This window comes from Burkholderia sp. Ac-20344 (assembly GCF_017104975.1).
Taxonomy (GTDB): Bacteria; Pseudomonadota; Gammaproteobacteria; order Burkholderiales; family Burkholderiaceae; genus Burkholderia.
Window position 1 is genome coordinate 1 of sequence record NZ_JAAGPP010000059.1, and the last position, 23399, is coordinate 23399.

Annotated in this window: 21 protein-coding genes; 6 read left to right on the plus strand and 15 right to left on the minus strand. The window is 67.3% G+C overall.

The window, feature by feature from the left end:
* Positions 1-63: 63 nt before the first annotated feature.
* The gene (locus G3N64_RS19145; protein ID WP_205785380.1) at positions 64-2346 is read left to right on the plus strand and encodes a fimbria/pilus outer membrane usher protein; all 2283 of its coding nucleotides are present in this window, start codon (positions 64-66) and stop codon (positions 2344-2346) included.
* On the plus strand, positions 2343-3305 hold the full coding sequence (locus G3N64_RS19150; RefSeq protein WP_205785340.1) for a spore coat U domain-containing protein: 963 nt from the start codon (positions 2343-2345) through the stop codon (positions 3303-3305). Before G3N64_RS19145 ends, G3N64_RS19150 begins: the two co-directional genes overlap by 4 nt.
* A 24-nt stretch (positions 3306-3329) precedes the next feature.
* Here the strand turns inward: G3N64_RS19150 and G3N64_RS19155 are convergent, their stop codons facing one another.
* The 4 genes from G3N64_RS19155 to G3N64_RS19170 all read right to left on the minus strand — a co-directional run bounded on the left by G3N64_RS19155 (position 3330) and on the right by G3N64_RS19170 (position 7486).
* Positions 3330-3635, minus strand: a complete 306-nt coding sequence (locus G3N64_RS19155) for a hypothetical protein (RefSeq protein WP_205785341.1) — start codon at positions 3633-3635, stop codon at positions 3330-3332.
* Between the two features lie 165 nt (positions 3636-3800).
* Positions 3801-4823 (minus strand): histone deacetylase family protein, encoded by a 1023-nt coding sequence (locus G3N64_RS19160; protein ID WP_205785342.1) that lies wholly within the window; start codon positions 4821-4823, stop codon positions 3801-3803.
* Between the two features lie 49 nt (positions 4824-4872).
* Entirely contained in the window at positions 4873-6144 is a 1272-nt protein-coding gene (locus tag G3N64_RS19165; RefSeq protein WP_205785343.1) for a Zn-dependent hydrolase, read from the minus strand.
* A gap of 31 nt (positions 6145-6175) precedes the next feature.
* Positions 6176-7486 carry an MFS transporter gene (locus G3N64_RS19170; RefSeq protein WP_205785344.1) on the minus strand — a complete coding sequence of 437 codons (1311 nt, stop codon included), beginning with the start codon at positions 7484-7486 and terminating at the stop codon, positions 6176-6178.
* A 190-nt stretch (positions 7487-7676) separates the two neighbouring features.
* On the opposite strand from G3N64_RS19170, the gene G3N64_RS19175 reads away from it, so the two are divergent.
* Positions 7677-8633 (plus strand): LysR family transcriptional regulator, encoded by a 957-nt coding sequence (locus tag G3N64_RS19175; RefSeq protein ID WP_205785345.1) that lies wholly within the window; start codon positions 7677-7679, stop codon positions 8631-8633.
* Positions 8634-8691: 58 nt separating this feature from the next.
* Here G3N64_RS19175 and G3N64_RS19180 read toward each other — a convergent pair whose 3' ends face one another.
* The 5 genes from G3N64_RS19180 to G3N64_RS19200 all read right to left on the minus strand — a co-directional run bounded on the left by G3N64_RS19180 (position 8692) and on the right by G3N64_RS19200 (position 14264).
* A complete protein-coding gene (locus G3N64_RS19180; protein ID WP_205785346.1) occupies positions 8692-9762 on the minus strand; it encodes a porin in 1071 nt (356 codons plus the stop codon).
* 161 nt (positions 9763-9923) lie between these two features.
* On the minus strand, positions 9924-11354 hold the full coding sequence (locus G3N64_RS19185) for a cytosine permease (RefSeq protein ID WP_205785347.1): 1431 nt from the start codon (positions 11352-11354) through the stop codon (positions 9924-9926).
* A gap of 303 nt (positions 11355-11657) precedes the next feature.
* Positions 11658-12335 (minus strand): SOS response-associated peptidase family protein, encoded by a 678-nt coding sequence (locus G3N64_RS19190; protein ID WP_205785348.1) that lies wholly within the window; start codon positions 12333-12335, stop codon positions 11658-11660.
* Positions 12336-12480: 145 nt separating this feature from the next.
* Positions 12481-13110 carry an NAD(P)H-binding protein gene (locus tag G3N64_RS19195; RefSeq protein ID WP_205785349.1) on the minus strand — a complete coding sequence of 210 codons (630 nt, stop codon included), beginning with the start codon at positions 13108-13110 and terminating at the stop codon, positions 12481-12483.
* Between the two features lie 128 nt (positions 13111-13238).
* Positions 13239-14264, minus strand: a complete 1026-nt coding sequence (locus G3N64_RS19200; RefSeq protein ID WP_205785350.1) for an AraC family transcriptional regulator — start codon at positions 14262-14264, stop codon at positions 13239-13241.
* A 61-nt stretch (positions 14265-14325) separates the two neighbouring features.
* Between G3N64_RS19200 and G3N64_RS19205 the strand changes: the two genes are divergently transcribed.
* Positions 14326-15177 (plus strand): alpha/beta hydrolase, encoded by an 852-nt coding sequence (locus tag G3N64_RS19205; protein WP_241021094.1) that lies wholly within the window; start codon positions 14326-14328, stop codon positions 15175-15177.
* A 96-nt stretch (positions 15178-15273) separates the two neighbouring features.
* On the opposite strand, the gene lpdA is transcribed toward G3N64_RS19205, so the two are convergent.
* From lpdA to G3N64_RS19230, 5 genes are all read right to left on the minus strand, one after another.
* Positions 15274-16665, minus strand: a complete 1392-nt coding sequence (lpdA, locus tag G3N64_RS19210; RefSeq protein WP_205785351.1) for a dihydrolipoyl dehydrogenase — start codon at positions 16663-16665, stop codon at positions 15274-15276.
* A 5-nt stretch (positions 16666-16670) separates the two neighbouring features.
* Positions 16671-17999, minus strand: coding sequence for a dihydrolipoamide acetyltransferase family protein (locus tag G3N64_RS19215; RefSeq protein WP_205785352.1), 1329 nt, complete (start codon positions 17997-17999; stop codon positions 16671-16673).
* Position 18000: 1 nt separating this feature from the next.
* The gene (locus G3N64_RS19220) at positions 18001-19041 is read right to left on the minus strand and encodes an alpha-ketoacid dehydrogenase subunit beta (RefSeq protein WP_089483685.1); all 1041 of its coding nucleotides are present in this window, start codon (positions 19039-19041) and stop codon (positions 18001-18003) included.
* Positions 19042-19043: 2 nt separating this feature from the next.
* Complete coding sequence (locus tag G3N64_RS19225) at positions 19044-20276, minus strand: 3-methyl-2-oxobutanoate dehydrogenase (2-methylpropanoyl-transferring) subunit alpha (RefSeq protein WP_205785353.1); 1233 nt, start codon at positions 20274-20276, stop codon at positions 19044-19046.
* Between the two features lie 380 nt (positions 20277-20656).
* Positions 20657-21283 carry a flavin reductase family protein gene (locus G3N64_RS19230; RefSeq protein ID WP_205785354.1) on the minus strand — a complete coding sequence of 209 codons (627 nt, stop codon included), beginning with the start codon at positions 21281-21283 and terminating at the stop codon, positions 20657-20659.
* 171 nt (positions 21284-21454) lie between these two features.
* On the opposite strand from G3N64_RS19230, the gene G3N64_RS19235 reads away from it, so the two are divergent.
* Complete coding sequence (locus tag G3N64_RS19235; protein ID WP_205785355.1) at positions 21455-21784, plus strand: hypothetical protein; 330 nt, start codon at positions 21455-21457, stop codon at positions 21782-21784.
* On the opposite strand, the gene G3N64_RS19240 is transcribed toward G3N64_RS19235, so the two are convergent.
* A complete protein-coding gene (locus tag G3N64_RS19240; RefSeq protein ID WP_205785356.1) occupies positions 21778-22152 on the minus strand; it encodes a hypothetical protein in 375 nt (124 codons plus the stop codon). The two genes, G3N64_RS19235 and G3N64_RS19240, sit on opposite strands and share 7 nt — an antisense overlap.
* Positions 22153-22460: 308 nt before the next feature.
* On the opposite strand from G3N64_RS19240, the gene G3N64_RS19245 reads away from it, so the two are divergent.
* Positions 22461-23384: a LysR family transcriptional regulator gene (locus G3N64_RS19245; RefSeq protein ID WP_205785357.1), complete on the plus strand. Its 924-nt coding sequence runs from the start codon at positions 22461-22463 to the stop codon at positions 23382-23384.
* Positions 23385-23399 lie beyond the last annotated feature (15 nt).

Sequence of the window (23399 nt, forward strand, 5' to 3'; positions counted from 1 at the left end):
TCGCTTCCGGCGAACGGACGCGGGACGCCGCGCCGTTCGCCGCGCGCCGTACTCGCGGCCGTCGTGGCCGGCGGCCTGCTCGCGCTCGGCTGCGCACGCGCGGACGAACCAACGGCACTCGTGATGACCGACCGCACGCACGACGTGATCCTCGAAGTCAGCGTCAACGGCGAAAACACGACGTTGCTCGCGCATTTCCGCGAACGCGACGGCCACCTGTCGGCGAGCGGCGCCGACCTGCGCACGATCGGCGTCGCGACCGACCGGCTCGGTATCGCCGACGCGGCGGCGGTCGACCTCGACACGATTCCCGGCCTGCGCTACCGCTACGACGCGGCACACCAGAGCGTCGACCTGCAGATGCCCGACACGCTGCGCCGTCCGTACGCGGTGGACAGCCGCGCATTGCCGCCCACGCAGGCGGCCAGCGCGTCGCGCGGCATCGCGATCAACTACGAGGCGTACGCGCAGACGCTCGGCGACCGGCAGTACTCGCTCTACACCGACGTGCGCTACTTCGATCCGGGCGGCGTATTCGACACGACGGGCGTCGCGACCTTCTACGACGGTCACCGGCGCTACACGCGCTTCGATACGTCATGGAGCCGCTCGGACCCGGCACGTCCGAGCACGACGCAGATCGGCGACACGATCTCGGGATCGCTCGCGTGGACGCGCTCGGTTCGCCTCGGCGGCTTCCAGTGGCGCAGCAACTTCGCGCTGCGGCCCGATCTCGTGACGTTCCCGATCCCGTCGCTCGCGGGTTCCGCGGCCGTGCCGTCGGCGGTCGACCTGTACATCAACAACGTGCGCCAGTACACCGGCAACGTGCCGAGCGGCCCGTTCATCATCCACGACGTGCCGGGCATCACGGGCGCCGGCCAGGCGACCGTCATCACGCGCGACGCGCTCGGGCGCACCGTCGCGACGTCCGTGCCGCTCTACGTCGATACGCGCATGCTGTCCGCCGGGTTGTCGAGCTATTCGTTCGAAGCCGGCTTCCTGCGCCGCAACTACGGGCTGCAGTCGTTCGACTACGACGCGCGGCCGGCCGTCAGCGGCTCGATGCGGCGCGGCGTCACCGATGCGCTGACCGTCGAGGGACATGCGGAAGCGACCGGCGGCGTGCTCAACGCGGGCGTCGGCGCGCTGCTGCGTCTCGGCTACGCGGGCGTCGTGAGCGGCGCGGTCGCGGGCAGCGCCGGCCGCTATCCAGGCACGCAGGTAAGCATGGGCTATCAACTGATCGAGCCGCGCTTCTCGATCAACGCGCAGACGATCCGCGCATTCGGCCGCTACGGCGACCTCGCTTCGCGCGAGGGCGCGACGGTGCCGGCAGCGACCGACCAGGCGACGCTCGCGCTGCCGTTCATGCACCGCCAGACGCTGTCGCTCAGCTATATCGGCTTCCGGCTGCCGCAAGGCCCGAGCACGCGGATCGGCACGGTGTCGTACACGCTGAGCTTCGGCGATCTCGCGTCGCTGAGCGTGAGCGCGTACCGCGACTTCGCGCAGCAGGGCGCAAACGGCGCGTTCGTATCGCTGAACATCGGGCTCGGCCGCAATACGTCGATCAATACGACCGTCGGGCGCCAGCGCGGCCAGTCGAACTACACCGTCGACGCGAGCCGCCCGCCGGACTATGGCGGCGGCTGGGGCTGGGGCGTGCAGACCGGCGGCACGGGCGCGGTGCCCTACCGGCAGGCGCAACTGCGTTATCTCGGCCATGCGGGCGAAGTCATCGCGGCCGCGCAGCGCATCGACCGACAGACCGGCGCATCGCTCGACGTGAGCGGCGCGCTCGTATTCATGGACAGCAGCCTGCAGCTGTCGCGCCGCATCAACGATGGCTTCGCGCTGGTATCGACCGACGGCGTCGCGGGCATTCCGGTGCTGCACGAAAACCGCGTGATCGGCACGACCGATCGCGCAGGGCATCTGCTCGTGCCGGACCTGAACGCGTACCAGAACAACCAGATCGCGATCGACGCGATGAAGCTGCCCGCCGATGCGCGGATCGCCCGCACGTCGATGACGGTCGTGCCGCAGGTGCAATCAGGCGTCGTCGCCCATTTCGGCGTGGCGCGCTATCGCGCGGCGTCGGTGATCCTGCACGACACCGCCGGCCGCCCGCTGCCGGCCGGCGCGCGCGTGCATCATGCGGAAAGCGGCGCAGACACGATCGTCGGCTACGACGGGCTCACGTTCATCGACGGCTTGAAGGACGACAACCTTCTCGTGATCGACTACGGCGCGCAGCATTGCGAAGCAGCGTTCGCGTTCAGCGCGCCCGGCAACGGCACGCTGCCGACCATCGGGCCGCTCACGTGCCGGGGGACGCGATGAGGTTCGCGCTGCTGATCCTCGTTGCCTTCGTCGCGTGGTGCGGCTCGCCCCGTCACGCACTGGCCGAAAGCTGCACGGCTACCGCATCGGACGTGAGCTTCGGCTCGGTCAGCCCGATCTCGAACGCACCGGTCACCGCGACCGGCACCGTCAGCATCACCTGCACGTGGGCGGCCGTCTCGCTGACGCCGAACGTGGTCGTCTGCCTGAACCTCGGCGGCACGAGCCCGCGCAGCCTCGTCAACGGCAGCGACGCGATGCAGTACGACCTCTATCTCGACGGCGGGCATTCGGTCGCGTGGGGCTCGGTGTATTCCGGCACGACACCGGCGTCCGTCACGCTCGCCAAACCCGCGCTCGGCACGAGCGCGTCCGCGACGGTCACCGTGTACGGGCAGATCACCGGGAACCAGCCGACCGTGCCGACGACCGGCGACAGCACCACGACCTACTCGCAGCAGTTCGGCGGCAACACGACGTCGCTCAATACCGGGTTCTACCTGCTCGGCGCGCCGGCCTGCGCGTCGCTGACGACGTCGAGCGGCACCTTCCCGTTCAGCGCGACGGCGAACGTCGTCAACAACTGCAACATCAACGCGACCAACGTGAACTTCGGCACCGCAAGCCTGCTGTCGGGCACGCTCGCGGCAACGGGTACGATCACCGCGCAGTGCACCAACGGCGACGCGTGGAAGATCGCGCTGAGCGGCGGCAACAGCAGCAACGTGATGGCGCGCCAGATGCAGCGCAGCAGCGGTGGGGGAACGATCGGCTACGGGCTTTACACGGACGCCACGCACTCGGTCACGTGGGGCGACGGCACGGGCGGCAGCGCGACGGTCACGGGCGTCGGCACGGGCACGTCGCAGGTCGTGACCGTGTACGGCGCGGTGCCGGCGCAGACCACGCCCGCGCCCGGCAGCTACAGCGACACGATCACCGCGACGATCAGTTTCTAGCAGGAGACGCAGCCGATACGCTGCTCAAAACGTGACGGTCCACGCTGCGGGCGTACCGATTCCCGGGCTGCGTGGCGGCGGCAGGGTCGCGCGCTCGCCCTGTGCGCGGCTGAGCAGGAACGGTGTACCGTGCACACAACTGACGCTCGGGGCGTCGCCTCCCGTGCCAGTGCGCGCCCCCGGGCCGGCGGCCGCGTCGATCGTGCAGATTTCCGGAATCGTGAGGCTGACCCTGAGCGGGATCGACGGCTCGGCCACGCAGGCGAGCGGCCCCGCGCCCAGCATCGCGAGTGCGAACGCGCCCTTTCCGATCCGTCCGGCTGCCTTCATCGTTCAACCCTCTCCTTCCCGAATCCGTCCAGCGTACGCTCGAATCGGCGGCGCGCAAGTGAAAAACCTGAATGCGCTGACGCGCAATCGGACCCCGACCCGCGCGATGCGGATACGGATGCCGATGCCGCGCGGCGAACGTCGTACATCAGCCGTCCGGACGCGTCAGCGCGCGGCGGCAAACCCGCCGAAAAATGCACGTGCGTTCGCGTCGAGGCTTTCGAGGTGATAGCCGCCTTCCTGCACGATCACCGTCGGCAACCCGAGTGCGCCGATCGCGCCGCCGAGCCGCCCGAAACCGTCGGTCGTGACGGCCACCTGCGATTGCGGATCGTCCTTGTAGATATCGAAGCCGAGCGCGAGCACGAGCGCATCGGGCTGGAACCGCGCGAGTGCGCGCAGCGCATCGTCGAGCCGCGCGAAAAACACCGACTCCGGCGCGCCGTGCGGCATCGGCAGGTTGAGGTTGAAACCGTCGCCGGCCCCCGTGCCCGTCTCTTCCTCGTAGCCCGCGACCACCGGGTAGAAGTTGGTCGGGTCGCCGTGGATCGACACGTACAGCACGTCGTCGCGGCCGTAGAAGATCTCCTGCACGCCCTGCCCGTGATGCATGTCGGTGTCGAGGATCGCGACCCGGCGATGGCGGCCGAGCAGCGACTGCGCGGCGATCGCCGCATTGTTCAGGTAGCAGAAGCCGCCGGCCGCGTCGCGCCGTGCGTGATGGCCGGGCGGCCGGCACAACGCGTACGCCTCGCGTGCGCCGTCGTTGACGTCGGCCGCGGCCGCAAGCGCGCCCTGCGCGGACCAGTACGCGGCACGCCACGTGTTCGCACCGACCGGGCAACTGCCGTCCGCGAGATAGCGCGCGGCTTTCGCGAGCACGCCGCGCAGCGGGTTCGGGTCGCGCACGAACACATTCGACATCACTTCGTCGCCCCAGTCGTCGGGCATCTGCTTCCAGTCGCGATGCGCTTCTTCCAGAAAGCGCAGGTAGCTCATGTCGTGCACGGCTGCGATCGGCGCGGTGCCGCGGTCGGCCGGCTCGCACACGTCGAAGTCGAGCGACCGGACGGCCGCGACGAGCCGCGCCGCGCGCTCGGGCACTTCCTGCGGTTCACGCATCCGGCCGCGCGACAGGTAGCTGCGCGGATGGTGCAGCAACTGCTCGGGATGGAAATAGGTTTTCATCGTTCGCCCTCGTCGGTTTTTCGATTGGTCGATGTGGCGGTTCGCCGCGTCACGCATCCAGCGCGGTGGCCGCCACGGCCACGCCCGCCGCGACGCCGGCGCGCGCGAGCACCGCGTGAAGCAGCACGTTCGTGCCGCGCGTCACGTCGTCGGGCAGTGCATCCTCGGCTTCGTTGTGCGACAGGCCGTCGACGCACGGGATGAACACCATCGCGGTCGGGACGCGGCGCGCGAGCAGGATCGCGTCGTGCCCGGCGCCGCTGACGATCCGCTCGTTCGTATAGCCGAACGCGGCGGCCGCCTGCGCGACCCGCTCGACACAGTCGTGATCGAACGGCGTCGCCGGGCTGCGCCAGCAGGTGTCGATCGCGACCTGCACGCCACGCGCGGCGGCGACACGTGCACATGCATCGCGCAATTCGCGCTCCATCGCATCGACTTGCGCATCGTCGTGATGGCGGAGGTCGACCGTGAACGTCACGTCGCCGGCAATGGTGTTGCGCGACGCGTTGCGAATGCCGACCTGGCCGATCGTCGCGAGCCCGCGCGGCGCATACCCGGCGACGATCCGTTCGAGTTCGAGCGCCATCTGCGCGCTCGCGAAACAGGCGTCCTTGCGATACGGCATCGGCGTCGTGCCCGCATGCGCGGCCACGCCCGTCACCGTCACGTCGAGCCAGCGGATCGCCTGCCCGCCCGTGACGATGCCGATCGTCGTACCGTTCGCCTCGAGCACGGGGCCCTGTTCGATATGCGCTTCGAAGTACGCATCGACCGCGCCGCCCATCGCGCGCGTGCCGCGATAGCCGCATGCGTCGAGTGCCGCGCCGAGCGTGACGCCATCGGCGTCCTGCTTCGCAAGCGCATCATTGAGCGGCAACGCGCCCGTGAACACGGCCGATCCGAGCATCGCCGGCGCGAAGCGCGCGCCCTCCTCGTTGGTCCAGGACACGATCTCCAGCGGCTTGTCGGTCGCGATGCCTGCGTCGTTCAGCGTGCGCACGAGTTCGAGCGCGGCGAGCACGCCATAGACGCCGTCGAAGCGGCCGCCTTCGGGCTGCGTGTCGAGATGGCTGCCGATCAGCACCGGCGCGGCCTGCGCATCGATGCCGTCGCGCCGCGCGAACAGGTTGCCGACGGCGTCGACGCTCACCGTCATCCCCGCGTCGCGGCACCACTGCGCGAACAGGTCGCGCCCGCACCGATCGTCGTCGGTGAGCGCCAGGCGCCGCACGCCGCCGCGCGGCGTCGCGCCGACGCGCGCCATGTCCGCCAGGCTCTGCCACAAACGGGCGCCGTCGATTTCCAGCAGGTCTTTCATGTGCACTCCGGATGAATTCGTTCGTTGAGGTTCACTGCGAGCCGAGCGCTTCGGCGGCAGCCGGCCGTGCCGCGCGGCGCGCGTCGAGCGCGACGATGCAAAGCAGCGAGATGCCGGCCAGACACGTATAGAACACCGCGAGCGGCCACCACTGGCCCGCGAAGCGATGCGCGAGCCACGTGCCGACGAGCGGCGTCAGCCCGCCCGCGATCGCGCCGCAGATCTGGTAGGCGAGCGAGATCGCCGAATAGCGCACGTGCGCGGGGAATACGTCGCTTACGAAACCCGCGATCACCGAATAGAAGCCGGCCATGCAGACCACCGCGAGCGCGATGCCTGCAATCAGCGACGCGGACGTGCCGCCCTGCACGAGCATGAACATCGGATACGGCGACAGCATCGCGAGCAGCGCCGCGAGCTTCAGGAAGCGCGCGCCGCCGATGCGTTCGGCGATCCACGCGGCGATCGGCTGCGCGATGAACTGGATGATCGCGACCGCGAACAGGCTGTCGAGGATCAGCGATCGCGAAACGCCGACGTACTGCGTCGTGTACGCGATCATGAACGTGTTCGTGAAATAGACGCCCGCGATGCCGATCGTGTTCGCGCCGATGCAGAGCGCCACGAGCCCCGATGCGGAGCGGAACACTTCCGCGACCGGCAGCTTCACCGTGCGGTTGGTTTCCTTCACGCGTGCGAATTCCGGCGACTCGTTCACGCCGAGCCGAATCAGGATGCCGACCACGAGCAGCACCGAACTCGCGAGAAACGGCAGGCGCCAGCCCCATGCGAGGAAGTCGGCCTTGTCCATCGACGTGACCGCGCGAAACGCGATCAGCGACAGGATCAGCCCGGCCGGGCTGCCGAGCTGCGCGAACGACGCGAAGAACGTGCGGCGCCCCTGCGGCGCATGCTCGCCCGCCATCAGCACCGCGCCGCCCCATTCGCCGCCGACCGCGATTCCCTGTACCACGCGCAGTGCGACGAGCAGCACCGGCGCGAGCATGCCGACCGTCGCGTAGTCGGGCAGCAGCCCGACGCAGACGGTCGCGACGCCCATCATCATCAGCGTCGTCATCAGCGCCTTCTTGCGGCCGATGCGATCGCCGAGATGGCCGAAGATCACGCCGCCGAGCGGCCGCGCGAAGAAGCCGACCGCGAACGTCGCGAACGACGCCATCGTGCTGACGAAGCGGTCATGCGACGGGAAATAGAGTTCGCCGAACACGAGCGCGGCGGCGGTCGCGTAGATGTAGAAGTCGTACCACTCGATCATCGTGCCGATGAATGCGGCCGTCGCGGCGCGTCCCGGCTGGCGGGCCGAAGGAAGGGACTGGGTCATGCGGGCTCCTGACGTGCGCCACTGCGGAGCGGCGCGCAATATCGTGGGACGGCCGTCTGTCGCGGCCTTGCGCCGCACGCTGCGGCACCCCTCCTTTATCGGCGGCCGCAAATCATTAGTCAAATTTCAAGTTATTATTCTCCGTATAAATTCAACTAATGTCCGCCTTGACGCCTCGCCCGGAGATCCGATGCGCCCCGACCTCGCCCCGTTCCTGAACGACCGTCTCGACTGGAACCTGCTGCGCACCTACCTGGTGATCGTCCAGGAGCGCAGCGTGAGCCGCGCGGCCGCGCGCCTGCACGTGACGCAGCCGGCCGTGAGCCAGGCATTGCGGCGGCTCGAGGACACGCTCGAGCGCAAGCTGATCGAGCGGCGCGGCACGCACTTCGCGCCGACACCGGCCGGCGAAGCCGTGTACCGGATCGCGAGCGACATCTACGGCGGCATCTCGCGCCTCGAAACCGAAATCGACGACAGCACGGCCGACCTGACCGGTTCGATCCGGCTCCTGACCGTGAGCCGCATCGAGTCGCCCGTCTACGACGAATTCCTCGCGGAATTCCATCGCGCCTATCCGCGCATCGACCTGCAGATCGAAGTGATGCGCTCGTCGGACATTCTTTCTTCACTGCTGCAGAAGACGGCCACGGCCGGGCTCGGCCTGTGCCGCACGCCGCACGACAAGCTCGAGATGCGCTGCTTCCTGCGCCAGCGCTATGCGATCTATTGCGGCCGCCATCACCGGCTGTTCGGGCAGACGCAACTGCGGATGGACGATCTGCTCGCCGAGAATTTCGTGTCGTTCACGAGCGACCAGATCGGCGACAGCCTGTCGCCGCTCACCGTGTTTCGCGACCAGAAGGGCTTCACGGGGCGCATCGTCGCGTCGTCGCCGAGCCTCGAGGAAGTGCGGCGGCTGATCTTCGCCGGTTACGGGATCGGTTGCCTGCCCGAGCACATCGTGCGCGACGACATCGCGCAGCAGCGGCTGTGGCGGCTGCCGCCCGACGACGGGCTCGTCGATGTCGACGTGTTCCTGCTGTGGCATCGCGATCGCAAGATGAACGCGGCCGAGCAGGCGTTTCTCGATGCGATGGAGCGCTGCATGCAGCGCTATTCGCTCGCGGAGCGGCTCGGGAAATGACGGCGCGCATGCGCCGGAGGAAAGCGCCGGGCGCACGCGGCCCGGCGCGTCGGCAACGTCAGAAGCGATGCACGATGCCGAGCTGCACGCCGCGCGCATTCGCGCCCGGATACGCGAGCGGCAGGCCGGGGTTGGCCGCGCCGGCGAGCGTGTAGCCGGCCTGGTTGCGGTTGCGCAGGTAAGACAGCGCGCCGTAGAAGCTCGTGCGCTTCGACAGGTCGTACTCGTACATCAGCCCGAGCTGGTCCGCATTGTTGCCCTGCGACGACTGGTCGTGCAGGTACGCGTAGCCGAGCGCGACGGTGTTCGCCGGGTTGAACTGGTATTTGACCGACAGCCCGTACACGCGCGAATCGATGCCGAGGTCGGCCCACTTCACTGCCGAAAAGCCGCCGTACACGGTGGCCTTGCCGATCTCGTACGATGCGCCGGCCATGATCGTGCGATCGGTCGTGGTCGCCGTCGCGTTCTTCAACCACTGCCCCGCGACGAACGCGCCGAACGGCCCATGTTCGTAGGTCAGGTCGAACTGCTGGCTGGAGCCGGCCGAGCGCACGCCGCCCGCATCGCCGAACCCCAGGTACAGCCCGCCCTGGAAACCGGCGACCTCCGGGCTCTGGTACGACAGCGTGTTGCTCGTGCGGAACGCGAACACCGTCAGGTTGTCCATGCCGGACGCCTGCGTGACGCCGCCGAACGCATCCTGCCCGCCCTGGTCGTTGAACAGCGGCGAATTCTGCCGGCCCGCGCGCACCTTGCCCCATTGTCCCGAAAGGCCGACCCATGCCTGCCGGTTGAACAGGCTGCCGGCGCTCGCCAGCGAACCGTCGTTCGGATTGAAGCCGTTTTCCAGCGCGAACTCGATCCTCTGCCCGCCGCCGATATCCTCGCCGCCCTTCAATCCGAACCGGCTGCCCCACTGGCCGCCCGAATTGATCGCCGCCGTATGGCCGTTACCCGTATTCACGTACTGCGCGAATTCGTCGATCACGCCGTACAGCGTGACGCCGTCCTGCGCGAGCGCGGTTCCCGATGCGGCGAGGCACGCGACTGCGACCGTCGCGCGAAGACCGGCGTGCACCGGCCGCGCTCGGCAATCGCTGCCGTGCGCTTCAATATATTTAGTCATACTATTCAATAGACAGGAAATGAAACGACGCCGGGCGCGGTAATCACGCCGCACCGGTATCGCGGGAATGGGAATCGGTCGGGTCGGGTCGGCCCGGCGCAGACGCGCCCGGCTCGACGCTCAGGCCGGCAACGAGCCGGCCCGATGCGCGAGCTGCGCGGTCAGTGGTGCACTTCGCCGCGTTCGAGCGGCAGGATCAGGCGTTCGGGAATGCTGCGCCGCGACGCGCGCGCGCCGATGTAATACAGCACCGCCGGCACGATCAGCCCGAGGATCCACGAGATGTCGGTACCGCCGAGTGCATCGACGAGCGGCCCGGTGTAGATGTGCGTCGACATGAACGGCAGCTGCACCAGGATGCCGACGACGTAGATCGTGATTGCCATCACGTTCCAGCGGCCATAGCGGCCGTCCGGATCGGACAGCGCCGGCACGTCGTAGCGCGAGCGCGTGAAGCAGTAATAGTCGACCAGGTTGATCGCGCTCCATGGCGTGAAGAACGCGAGCAGGAACAGGATGAACGCGGTGAATTCCTTCAGGAACGAATGACGGCCCGCGAGCGCGATCAGCGTCGACACGCAGATCATCCCGAAGATGTACACGAGGCGGCTTTTCGACGACACCGCGCCCTTGCCGCGGAAGCCGCTGACGATCGTCGCCATCGACATGAAGCTGCCGTACGCGTTGAGCGCCGTCACCGTCACCTTGCCGAACGCGATGCTGAAGTAAAGCAGCGCAGCCACGGCGCCCGTCGAGCCGAGGCCGACGATATACGACACTTCGTGGTGCGCGAACTGGCTGCCGGCCAGCGCGGCCGCGAATACGCCGAACACCATCGCCGCCTGCGCGCCGATCACCGAGCCGAGGCCGACCGCGACGAACGTCGCAAGCGACGACGTCGAGCGCGGCAGGTAGCGCGAATAGTCGGCGACGTACGGGCCGAATGCGATCTGCCACGACGCGGACAGCGACATCGACAGCAGGAAGCTCGCGAGCGAGAAATGACGGTTGGCGAGCAGCGCGCCGATGTCGTGGTTCGCGAACAGCTGCGCAAACATGTAGACGAACGCGGCGATGCCGACCACGCTCGCGATCCGGCCGACGGCATGAATCGCACGATAGCCGAACACGGTCAGCACGACGATCACGGCCGCGAACAGCAGGATGCCGGCCGCGTCGTCGATGTGCAGCAGCTGCGCGACGGCCTGCCCGGCCAGCACCGAGCCGCTCGCGGAAAAGCCGATGTACATCAGGCACACGAGCACGATCGGGATCATCGCGCCATAGACGCCGAACTGAACGCGGCTCGAGATCATCTGCGGCAGCCCGAGCTGCGGCCCCTGCGCACCATGCAGCGCCATCACCGCGCCGCCGACGAACTGGCCGAGCAGCAGCGCGACCAGCGACCAGAACACGTCGCCGCCGAGCACGACGGCGAGCGCGCCGGTAACGATGGCCGTGATCTGCATGTTGGCCGACAGCCACAGGGTGAACTGGCTCAGCAAGCCGCCGTGGCGCTCGGCGTCGGGAATGAAGTCGATCGAACGGACTTCGATCAGGCCGCCGGCTTTTCCACTGGGATTCGTTGACACGGGGAAATCTCCAAAATACTCAGGATCGCAAATGGTTTGAACGAGACAGGAAACTGCGAGCCGCCCTTTCGGCTCTGCGGGTGCGGGGCGCCGTGGATCGCCGGCATGCGCCACGCACGCACGGTCAGCACGCTGGCGCGCAAGCGGCACGACATGTGCCGACATTGCCAGCGGATGATCTTGTATATACAACTTGTGAGATATCGGGGATTACCCGGTATCGATCGATTTTCGAATTCGTTCGAATAATCGGCGCACGGTCGGGCAATTTCGCCGCAAGCCAGGCGTCGGAAAAATGAAAGGTCAGGTACCGGCCGGCGGCACCTGGTCAGGCTCGGCCGTCATGTCGTCGGCGGGAAACGGGTTCAGCATGCGCCGCGCGGCTTCGATGTCGCGCGTATGCAGCCATTCGTCGTAATCGTCGCTGCGCAGGATCACGACGCCGCGCTTCTCATCGCCGGGCCGATGCATTCGCGCGAACAGCGGATGAGCGTCGGCGTTCACCGTGAGCATCGTCATGCCGATGCATACGCGCCCGTCGCTGTCTTCGTAGCGGCGCCAGATACCGGCGACGCAATACGGCTGCCAGCCGTCGATGCCGATCCGGTGCCACACGTTGCGGCCGGTCTCGTAGCACGGCTCGCAGATCCAGCGCACCGGGATCAAGCAGCGCTGGCCGTTGCGCCAGGCATTCGCGTAGAGACGCGACGTGCCGACCGTTTCCGTGCGCGCATTCACGGTGTCGAGCTTCTTTTTCTTCCGGCCGTGCTCGTCGAGCCGCTCGGGCTGCATGAATTTAGGCCAGAAGCCGAACACGGCCGCCACGACCGCGAGACCATCGCCGTCGGCGCATGCGACGGGCGCCGCATAATCGGGATACACGTCGGGTGCCCACGGGTCGCGACGATACAGATCGCCGATGCCGATCTTCAGTTCGCTGATGCCCGGGTCTTCGCCAGGGGCGCGGTAGTGGGTGCACACGGCGCGATGGACGGTGGAAGCAATACTTCCATCGTAGGTCAGCGCAGGTGTCGCGGTCGGGCTATCGCCTGGTATGACGAAACAGTTTTACCAACCGGTGACGCGCCGCACGCCGCACGCCGTCACGCTTGCCGCCCGATCCGCGTCAGACGAGCTGGCTCGACGCGACGACCTGCACGCCCGGCCGCGCATCGATCGCCGCGTCGAGCAGCGCGCGGGCAATCCGCGGCGCGGGATTCACGCGCCACTTCGCCGGCAACACGGGGCGGGCCGCGTTCAACGCGAATACCAGCAGCCGCTCGCCGAACCTGAATTCGTCGCGGCTGCCGCCGATCAAGCCGGGGCGCACATAAGTCAGCGACGCAAAACCGACGCCGGCGAGCGCCTGCTCGACCTCGCCCTTCACGCGGTTGTAGAAGATGCGCGATGCCGGATCCGCGCCGAGTGCGGAATTCAGCACGTAGGCCGGCGTGCCGTAGCGGTGCGCGAGCTGCGCGACCGCGAGCGGATAGTCGTGGTCGACGCGCCGGAACGCCGCCTGCGAGCCGGCGGCCCGCATCGTGGTGCCGAGCGTGCAGATCACGGCATCGGCATGCCACCAGTCGGCCGCGTCGGGCAGACGATCGAAATCGACCTCGACCGCGCGCATCTTCGGGTGCGGCGACAACGGGCGGCGCGCGAGGACGATCACCTGATCGACCCGCGCATCGGCGAGCGCGACTTCGAGGACGTGACGCCCGACGAGTCCGGTTGCGCCGACGAGCAGCAATTTCATGTCCGGTTCTTCCGTGTGGAGCTTGCGTTGGCGGGCCGGGAACGGCCCGGTTTCCGGCTTCCCACATGATCGTCGGCCGCCCCGGCGCCGGCAACCCTCCAACATCTCTAAAAGTTACAGGGCGCGCGCTACGAACCGGCCGCCTCCTGGCGCGACACGCTCGGCGCGACACCCGTCCAGCGCTTGTACGCCTGCGAGAACGACGACATGTCGCTGAATCCCAGTTCCTCCGCGATTTCCTTGATCGACAGCCGCCCTTCCGCGATCAGCGCCTGTGCGCGGGTCTTGCGCACCGCGCTCGAAATATCCCGGAAGCACGCGCCCTCTTCCTGCAGCCGGCGCTTCAACGTGCGCTCGCTGGTGTTGAGCAGCGTCGCGATGTCCTTCAACTGCGGCGGCCGGTCGAACGAGCGCGTGGCCAGGTATTCGTTCAGGAACGACACGAGATCGACGCGCGTGCGCCTGCGCGTGACCAGCTCGGCACACATGCGCTCGCACATCGCCGCGGTCGCGGCGTTCGCCTGCGGCAACGGCCGCTCGAGATGCGCATGCTCGAACGTGAGCGTATTGGCAGGCTGGCCGTGCCGGATCTTCGCGCCGAGCACCGGTTGCCGCGCGTCAGCGCCGGGGCCGGCGCCATACGCGATATCGAACGTCGCGAGTTCGAACGCGCTGCCGATCACGTCGCGCAGTACGCGGCACGTCGCACCCATCGCCCGTTCGACGAAGAAGCGCTGCACGTTCGCCGCCAGCTCCGGCGACGCGTCGAACTGAATCACGTCCTGCTGCCCGGCGCGGCGGAACGTCATCCCGACGAACGTATAGGTCAGCGCCAGGTAGCGGCCGGCGAGCGCGACCGCGTCCATGCCGGTCGCGCTGCTCAGCAGCCCGTACCCGAGCAGCCCATACGCCGAAAGCTGGTACGACAGGCCAACCTCGAGGCCGACGCCGGCCTCGCCGGCGGTCAGGTCGAGCAGATTCGACGCCACCGCCAGCTCTTGCGCGGCCAGCACCGTGAAATCCGGGTCGGCGAGCTGCTTCAGCGTGAGCTGCGAACCCTTGAGCAACGCCTGCGGCGCGATCTTGCGGCCGCGCCCGAAGTCGATCATCAGCAGGACGGAAGCCGGGCTCCGGGCAAAGTTCCAGACATTCATCAGACGCCGGCAGGACGGCCGGCAGCCGCGGGAAGAATGGTGGTCCTGGCACGGCCATCGCATGCATCTCGACACGTACCGCAACCCGCAAGCGCGCGTGAAGGTGATCCTGTTCCATGGCGTGGGCACCAACGGCCGGCAGATGTCGATGATCCTCGGCGAGCAGCTGGCGCGCCGCGGCTACGAAACGATCGCGGTCGACATGCCCGAATACGGGATGACCGAGGTCGCCAGGGGCACGCTGGTTCGCTACGACGACTGGGTGCGCGCAGGCAGCGACCTGATCGACGCGGAGCGCGCGAAGGACGACCGGCCGATCGTGCTCTACGGGCTGAGCGCAGGCGGCATGCTCACGTATCACGTGGCCGCGCTGAACGGCAAGGTCAAGGGCATCGTCGGCATGACCTTCCTCGACCAGCGCCTTCGGCAGGTGCGCGACGAAACCGCGCGCAACGTGTTCATGAGCCGCGTCGGCGGCCCGATGATGCATCTCGCCGCGATGACGCCGCTGAAATCGATGCGGGTGCCGATGACGCTCGCCAGCAAGATGTCCGCGCTCGTCAACGACCCGGATGCGCTGAAGGTGTGGCTGTCCGATCGCACCTCCGCCGGCAACGCGATGACGATGGCGTTCCTCGATTCCTACATGTCGTACCGGCCGGCCGTCGAGCCGGAAGATTTCGCCGTGTGCCCGATCCTGCTCACGCAACCGGCCGCGGACCGCTGGACGCCGCGGCACCTGAGCGAACCGTTCCTGCAGCGCGTGCAGAAGGTGCCTGTGAAGGTCGTCATGCTGGACAACGCGGGCCACTATCCGCTCGAACAGCCGGGGCTGTCGCAGATGGTCGATTCGATCGATGCGTTTTATCGCGAAGTGACGGCGCAACCCGTCGACCTCCGCGCGCCGTCCTGACGAACGGCGCACGCGCCGGCGCAGAAGCCGGCGCTGCAAACGAAAAACCGCCGATGCGCGCGTTGCACATCGGCGGCTCCGTGTCACGAGCGCCCGTCAGATGTGCAGCGCGTGCCCGAGCGCGCGCAGCGCGGCTTCCTGCAGCGCTTCGCCGAGCGTCGGGTGCGCATGAATCGTGCCGCCGATGTCCTCCAGCCGCGCGCCCATCTCCAGCGACTGCGAGAACGCCGCGGCCAGTTCCGACACGCCGCGCCCGACCGCCTGCCAGCCGACGATCAGGTGGTTGTCGCGCCGCGCGACGACGCGTACGAAGCCGTCGGTTGCCTGCAGCGTCATCGCGCGCCCGTTCGCCGCGAACGGGAACGACGCGCTCACGCAGTCGACATCGGCCGCACGCGCGTCGTCGGGCGACCAGCCGGCCGTGACGATCTCCGGATCGGTGAAGCACACGGCCGGGATCGACGCGGGCATGAACGTGCGGCGCTTGCCGGCGATCAGCTCGGCCACCATCTCGCCCTGCGCCATCGCGCGATGCGCGAGCATCGGCTCGCCGGCAACGTCGCCGATCGCCCAGACGTTGCGCATCGACGTCCGGCATTCGTCGTCGATCCACAGTGCGCGGCCGTTGCGATCGAGCGGCAACGACTCGAGCCCGAAGCCGTCGACCCGCGGCCGGCGGCCCACCGCGACCAGCACGCGATCGGCCGACAGCGTCTGCTCCGCGCCGTCGGCGGCCTGCACGCGCACCGCGCCGTGTTCCGCGAGCCCGAGCACCTTGTGGCCGAGCAGCAGCCGCACGCCCAGCCGCGCGAGCGAATCGGCGACCGGCCGCGCGAGTTCCGCATCGTATGCGGGCAACACGCGCTCCGCCGCTTCGACGACGCTCACGTCGACGCCGAGCTTGCGATAGACGATCCCGAGTTCGAGCCCGATATACCCGGCCCCGACGACGACCAGCCGCTTTGGCAGCGTCGCAGGCGACAGCGCCTCGGTGGACGACACGACATGCCCGCCGAACGGCATCGACGGCAGCGCGACCGGTTCGGAACCGGTCGCGAGCAACAGGTGATCGCAGCTGATTCGCGTCGCGTGGCCGCCGGCGACGACGTCGACGGTCTTGCCGTCGACCACCTGCGCATCGCCATGCAGCACGCGCACGCCGTTCTTCTTCAGCAGCGCGCCGACGCCGCGCGTCAGCCGGTCGACGATGCCGTCCTTCCATGCAACGCTTTTCGCGATGTCGATCTCGGGCGTACGCACGCGAATTCCGAGCGCGCCTTCGCCGGCATGACCGCGCGCCTGCTCGAATGCGTCGGCCACGTGGATCAGCGCCTTCGACGGAATGCAGCCGATGTTCAGGCACGTGCCGCCGAGCCGGTCGCGCTCGACCAGCACGGTCGGAATGCCGAGCTGGCCGGCGCGAATCGCGGCGATGTAGCCGCCCGGGCCGCCGCCGATCACGAGTAGCGTGGTGTGTTCGTTCTTCATCGCGCTCACTCCACGAACAGCAGGGCCGGGCGTTCGAGCACCGCGCGCACGGCCTGGATGAATTCGGCCGCGTCCGCGCCGTCGACGACGCGATGATCGAACGACGACGACAGGTTCATCATCTTGCGCGCGACGACCGCGCCGTCGCGAATCATCGGCCGTTCGACGATCCGGTTCACGCCGACGATGCCGACCTCGGGATGATTGATGACCGGCGTCGACACGATGCCGCCGAGCGCGCCGAGGCTCGAGATCGTGATCGTCGAGCCGCTCAACGCGTCGCGCTGCGCGCGGTTCGCGCGCACCGCATCGGCGAGCCGCGCGATCTCGGCGGAGATCGACCATACGTCGCGCGCTTCGGCATGACGCAGCACCGGCACCGTGAGGCCGCCGTCCGTCTGCGTCGCGACGCCCATGTGCACCGCGCCGTAACGCGTGACGACACCCGCTTCGTCGTCGAAGCGCGCGTTGATCTGCGGAAAGTCGCGCAACGCGATCACCATCGCGCGGATCAGCAGCGGCAGCGGCGTGAGCTTGCCGCGCGTGTCGCCGTAGCGGCGGTTCAGATCCGTACGCAGCGATTCGAGCTCGGTGACGTCGATCTCCTCGACGTAGCTGAAGTGCGGAATGCGGCGCTTCGCTTCCTGCATCTTGCGCGCGATCGCGCGCCGCAAGCCGATCACCGGCACGTCGGTTTCGTCGTTGCGTTCGTCGTAGCCGTGCACTTGGGACGCACGTGCGGTACCGCTGCCGGAGCCCGCATACGCGTCGAGATCCGCATGCAGGATCCGCCCTGCTTCACCGGTGCCGCGCACATAACGCAGCTCGATGCCCATGTCCCACGCGCGCTGACGCACGGCCGGCGACGCGAGCGGCCGCTCCCCCGGCGCGCGCGCCGCACGCGGTGTCTCGACGTGCTCCGTCTGCTCGGCACGCTTCGCGCGACGCGGCTCCGCGGGCGCGTGCTTCGCCGCCGGCTTTGCAGGCGATGCAGCGGGCGCCTCGGCCACCGCCTTCGACGGCGCTGCCACGACCGGTGCGGTTTCTACCTTGGATTCTCGCACCGGTGCGCCGGCCTTCAGGTTGCCGTCGCCTTCGACCTCGAGACGAATCAGCTCGCTGCCGACCGCCATCATCTCGCCGATCCGGCCGCCGAGTTCGATCACCTTGCCCGTCACCGGCGACGGAATCTCGACCGCCGCCTTGTCGGTCATCACATCGGCGAGCGGCTGGTCTTCCCTGATCGTCTGCCCGACTTCCACGTGCCAGGCGACCAGCTCGACCTCGGCAATCCCTTCGCCGATATCCGGCATCTTGATGACATGAATCCCCATCTCACGCCTCCATCACGCGTCGCAACGCTTCACCGACCCGGGCCGGGCCCGGAAAGTACGCCCACTCCTGCGCATGCGGATACGGCGTGTCCCAGCCCGTCGTGCGCTCGACCGGCGCTTCGAGGTGGTAGAAGCAATGTTCCTGGACCAGCGACACCAGTTCCGCACCGAAACCGCAGGTGCGCGTCGCCTCGTGCACCACGACGCAGCGCCCGGTCTTGCGCACCGACGCGACGATCGTGTCGAGGTCGAGCGGCCACAGCGTGCGCAGGTCGATCACCTCCGCGTCGATACCCGTCTCCTCGGCCGCGGCGAGCGACACGTGCACCGTCGTGCCGTAGGTCAGCACCGTCACGTCGTTGCCGGGCCGCACCACGGCGGCCGTATCGAGCGGCACCGTGTAGTAGCCCTCGGGCACCGCGCTTGCCGGATGCTTGAGCCACGACGTGACCGGCCGGTCGTGATGGCCGTCGAACGGCCCGTTGTACAGCCGTTTCGGCTCGAGGAAGATCACCGGATCATCGTTCTCGATCGATGCGATCAGCAGCCCCTTCGCGTCGTACGGATTGGACGGCATCACCGTGCGCAGCCCGCACACCTGCGTGAACATCGCCTCCGGGCTCTGGCTGTGCGTCTGGCCGCCGTAGATGCCGCCGCCGCAGGGCATGCGGATCGTCATCGGTGCGATGAACTGGCCGGCCGAGCGATAGCGCAGCCGCGCGCCTTCCGACACGATCTGGTCGGACGCCGGATAGAAATAGTCGGCGAACTGGATCTCGCACACGGGGCGCAGCCCGTACGCGCCCATCCCGACCGCCGCACCGACGATCCCGCTTTCGGAGATCGGCGCATCGAACACGCGCGACTTGCCGTATTTGTTCTGCAATCCTTCGGTACAACGGAACACGCCGCCGAAATAGCCGACGTCCTGCCCGAACACGACCACGTCGCTGTCGCGCCCGAGCATCACGTCCATCGCCGAGCGCAGCGCCTGGATCATCGTCATCGGCTGCGTTGCCGTGCCTGTCTCTTGTTGCGCCATGATCACGCTCCCAGTTCCTGGCGCTGACGGCGCAGGTGCGCGGGCAGCTCCTTGTACACGTCGTCGAACATCGAAGCCGGCGACGGAATCCGGTCGTCGGCCAGCGTGCCGTATTGCTCCGCTTCCTTCTGCGCGGCGATCACCTCGGCCTCGAGCTCGGCCGTCAGTGCTTCATGCGCGCTGTCCGACCAGATGCCCTTGACGATCAGGTGGCGCTTGAAGCGCTCGATCGGATCGCCGAGCGGGAAATGGGACCAGTCGTCGCTCGGCCGGTACTTGGTCGGATCGTCCGACGTCGAATGCGCGCCCGCACGGTAGGTCACCCACTCGATCAGCGTCGGGCCGAGATTGCGGCGCGCGCGTTCGGCCGCCCAGCTCGACGCCGCGTAGATCGCGAGGAAATCGTTGCCGTCGACGCGCAGCGACGCGATCCCGCAGCCGACGCCGCGCCCCGCGAACGTCGTGCCTTCGCCGCCCGCGATCGCCTGGAACGTCGAGATCGCCCACTGGTTGTTGACGACGTTCAGCACGACCGGCGCGCGGTACACGTGCGCGAACGTGAGCGCGGTGTGGAAGTCGGCCTCGGCCGTCGCACCGTCGCCGATCCACGCGGACGAGATCTTCGTGTCGCCCTTGATCGCCGACGCCATCGCCCAGCCGACCGCCTGGATGAACTGCGTCGCGAGGTTGCCGGAAATGGAGAAGAAGCCAGCTTCACGGTCCGAGTACATCACCGGAAGCTGGCGGCCTTTCAGCGGGTCGCCCTCGTTCGACATCAGCTGGCAGATCATCCGCTCGAGCGGCACGTCGCGCGCGATCAGGATGCTCTGCTGCCGGTAGGTCGGGAAGCACATGTCGCCGTCGCGCAGCGCCATTGCGTGCGCGGTGCCGATCGCCTCTTCGCCGAGGCTCAACATGTAGAAGGAGATTTTCTTCTGGCGCTGCGCGATCATCATGCGCGCGTCGAAAATGCGGGTCTTGAGCATCGCGCGCAGGCCGGCGATCAGCCGCGCATCGTCGAGATCCGGCGCCCACGGGCCGACGGCCTTGCCGCTGTCGTCGAGCACGCGCACGAGGCTGCGGGCGAGATTGGCGGTGTCCGCCGCGGCTACGTCGATCGGCGGGCGGCGAACCGCGCCGGCCGGCGAAAGATGCAGATAGGAAAAGTCCGTCTTGCAGCCCGGGCGCCCGGTGGGCTCCGGCACATGCAGACGCAATGGCTCTGACAGGCTCATCGTGTCGTCTCCACGCTCGATTGTGTCTCACGCTGTTGGGATCGCGCAGGCCGGTTGCCGGCCTGCGCGCAAGCTGGCGTGCGGATAGGCACGTCAACCTTGAAAATTTAGGCGTTGCAGCGCCGGACGTCGATGACCAAGCCGCTCGACCGCGGTGAGCAGATTTGCCATGTTGCAGCGCAGTGAGGCCGCGGTGCCGGCTGGCCCGGATCGGGGTCGAACGACGAATGGATGGAGCGGGTCGAAAGGATCAAGTCGGACGATACAAGGCAAAAGACCCCGCGAAATCCTGGATTTCTACGGGGCCTTCGTCTGTGAGGGCACGGCGGACGATCACGCGGGCAGCGCCCGCTTCCGGAGCCGTTGCAACGCGCGCTGCCTCATGCGCCCGGGCGGGCGATGTCGAACCGGCTGTCGGGCTGAACATGCACATAGGCGGACGGGCCGCCCGCACGAAGAATGATGCCCGCGCCAAAGGTGTCGAAGATCCCGTCCTTCAGCAAATCATGCCGGATATGAACGGCAACGACCTCACCCAATACCAGCGAGGCCGCCGTCTCGACGCCTTTATGGTCACGCAGCCGAATCACGTCGGTCACCTTGCATTCGAAGTTCACGCCGCTTTCGGCGACGCGCGGCACGTCGACCAGCCGCGACGGGATTGCGGTCAGGCCACCGAGTTCGAACTCGTTGACGCCATACGGGACCGCGGCGCAGGTCAGGTTCATCCTGTCGGCGAGATCGCGAGTCGCGAGATTCCAGACGAACTCGCCGGTCTCCTGGACGTTGCGCAGGCTGTCCTTGGCCGTGGTACTCGAAAACCCGATGATCGGCGGATGGTAGTTGAATGCGTTGAAGAAGCTGTACGGTGCGAGGTTGACCGTGCCGTCGTTGCCGCGGGATGAAATCCAGCCGATCGGGCGCGGACCCACGATCGCGTTCAAGGGATCATGCGCAAGGCCGTGGCCTTGCGACGGTTCGTAATAGTGATGGTTCGAGTCGGTCATGACGAAAGGTCTTGCGAAAGGCAAACTGCGTTGGATCCATCGGCGGAATCACATGCGCCGATGACGGTAGCGGCGTTCTGTACGCCTTGCGTGCCAAGTATCACATCACGGCGCTTTCGTCGCAGCGAGGAGGCAAGTGAAGACGCGTGAATTGCCAGGCGCCCGCCGGCGATGGCGCTGGCTCGCCGGACGACGAACCGTTCGGCACCGGGGAAATTTCCGGCATTGCCCGTCAACCGGATACGGCTGCATCCGTTCAATGACCGACTGGCGCCGTCAGCCGCCGAAGAAAAACTCAACGCAGTGTCCGGGATGAGTTGGCCACTACATATTGACTATCAACGCAAGTGTGCCGCTTGCATTGACTGCCCTCGATCACGGGGCGTCGCCTATGCCGATCGGGAGTCCATCGGCCACATCGATGTGGTATTGCATCGCTTTTTTCAGCGATCTATCGCTAATCATCTGAATACAGGCGCGTTCACGCGGCGGCTTCAGTGAGGCATGCTGATCACCTGCCGCTCGTCCTCGAGCAATTGCGTCAGGGAACCATGCAAACGTTCGAGGCTGCTCGGCGGTAGCGCGAAGCTCGCCCAACCGAGCCCGGTATGACGCAGCAGCAGCACAGCGCCCCCCTGCAGCGGATGGCGCTCCACATACCAGCACGGATCCATTTCCGTCACGAATTGCTGCGCGTGCGGCGGAATGTCCGGCACGGCAGGCCGCATCGACGCGCGCAACAGACTCAGGTACTGGACGACGGCGTCCACATCTTCCGGATCAAGCACCGCCGCGCCCCGTTCAATCGACATCAGCACAACGAGCTTGCCGCGCTCTTCGATCATCTTGATGCTCAACGGTTGCGCCATTTCTGTCGTCCTTGTGGCAGTTGCGTGATCCTATTATCGACCTCCGTGTAAATGAGCCACCTGAAGATTTGCGATCCGCGCATGAATCTTTTTTTAGAAAGCGCACCGTGCTGTCGTTTTTCCGCGTCCGCCTCTTTCTAAATGAAATTTCATCCGTCCAGCCCTGTTTTTTTAGCGTTCGACACCCGCTCGCATCCCATAATTGACTCGCTGCCCGGCCCAGCAGGCGCAGCGCGATGCGCCGACGTAGCCCGATGAAGACGGACGTCGCCGGCCTGTATTTCCGGCCAATTCCTTTCCAGTCGATCATGAACCAACTGCAAGCGATGCGTGTCTTTACACGCGTGGTCGAGTTGTCGAGCTTCAGTCTCGCCGCACGTCAGCTCGGAATGTCGGCCGCCGCAGTCACGCGCAGCGTCGGCATGCTCGAAGCGCACCTGAACATGCGCCTGCTGAACCGGACGACCCGCAGCCTGTCGCTCACCGAGTCCGGCCGCGAATATCTCGACGGTTGCCGAACGATCATCGAGAAACTCGACGAGATCGAATCGAACCTCGCACAGGCCAACCGCGACCCGCGCGGCACGCTGCGCATCGCCGCGTCGGAGACCTCTGTCGCGGCCGGCCTCGGCACGCTGCTGTCCACGTATCGCCTCGAGCATCCGCGCGTGCGTTTCGACGTGACGACGTTCGATTTGCAGGTGGACATGGTCGAGGGCGGCTACGACGTGTGCTTCTGTGACGATCATCGCCTCGTCAACTCCACCTTCGTGTCGCGGATGCTGACGAGCGTGCACGAGATGGTCGTCGCGTCGCCCGAGTACCTCGAGCGCCACGGCTTGCCGACCGAGCCCGTCGAACTCAATACCCACAGCCTGCTGACCGTGTCGAATGGCGCCGCGCGCAACTGGGAGTTTTCGGATGTCGACGGTTCCTGTCGCGTCTTTACCGGCAACGCGTTGACGTCAACCAGCAGCGCGATGGTGCGGCTCGCGGCGCTCAATCACATGGGCATCGCGCAGTTGCCGCATCCGCTCGTCGCCGACGATCTCGCGCGCGGCACATTGCTGCCGATTCTCGAACGCTACGCAGTCAATGGCGGCCCGCGCTGCGTGTCGATCCTTTATCCGAGTCGCAACTATCTGTCGACGAAAGTGCGCAGTTTCATCGACTACGTGGTCGACCACTATCGCGCGCCGAACCGAACCGCCATGCGGCTTGCTGCCGCCTGATTCCACCGAGGGCAC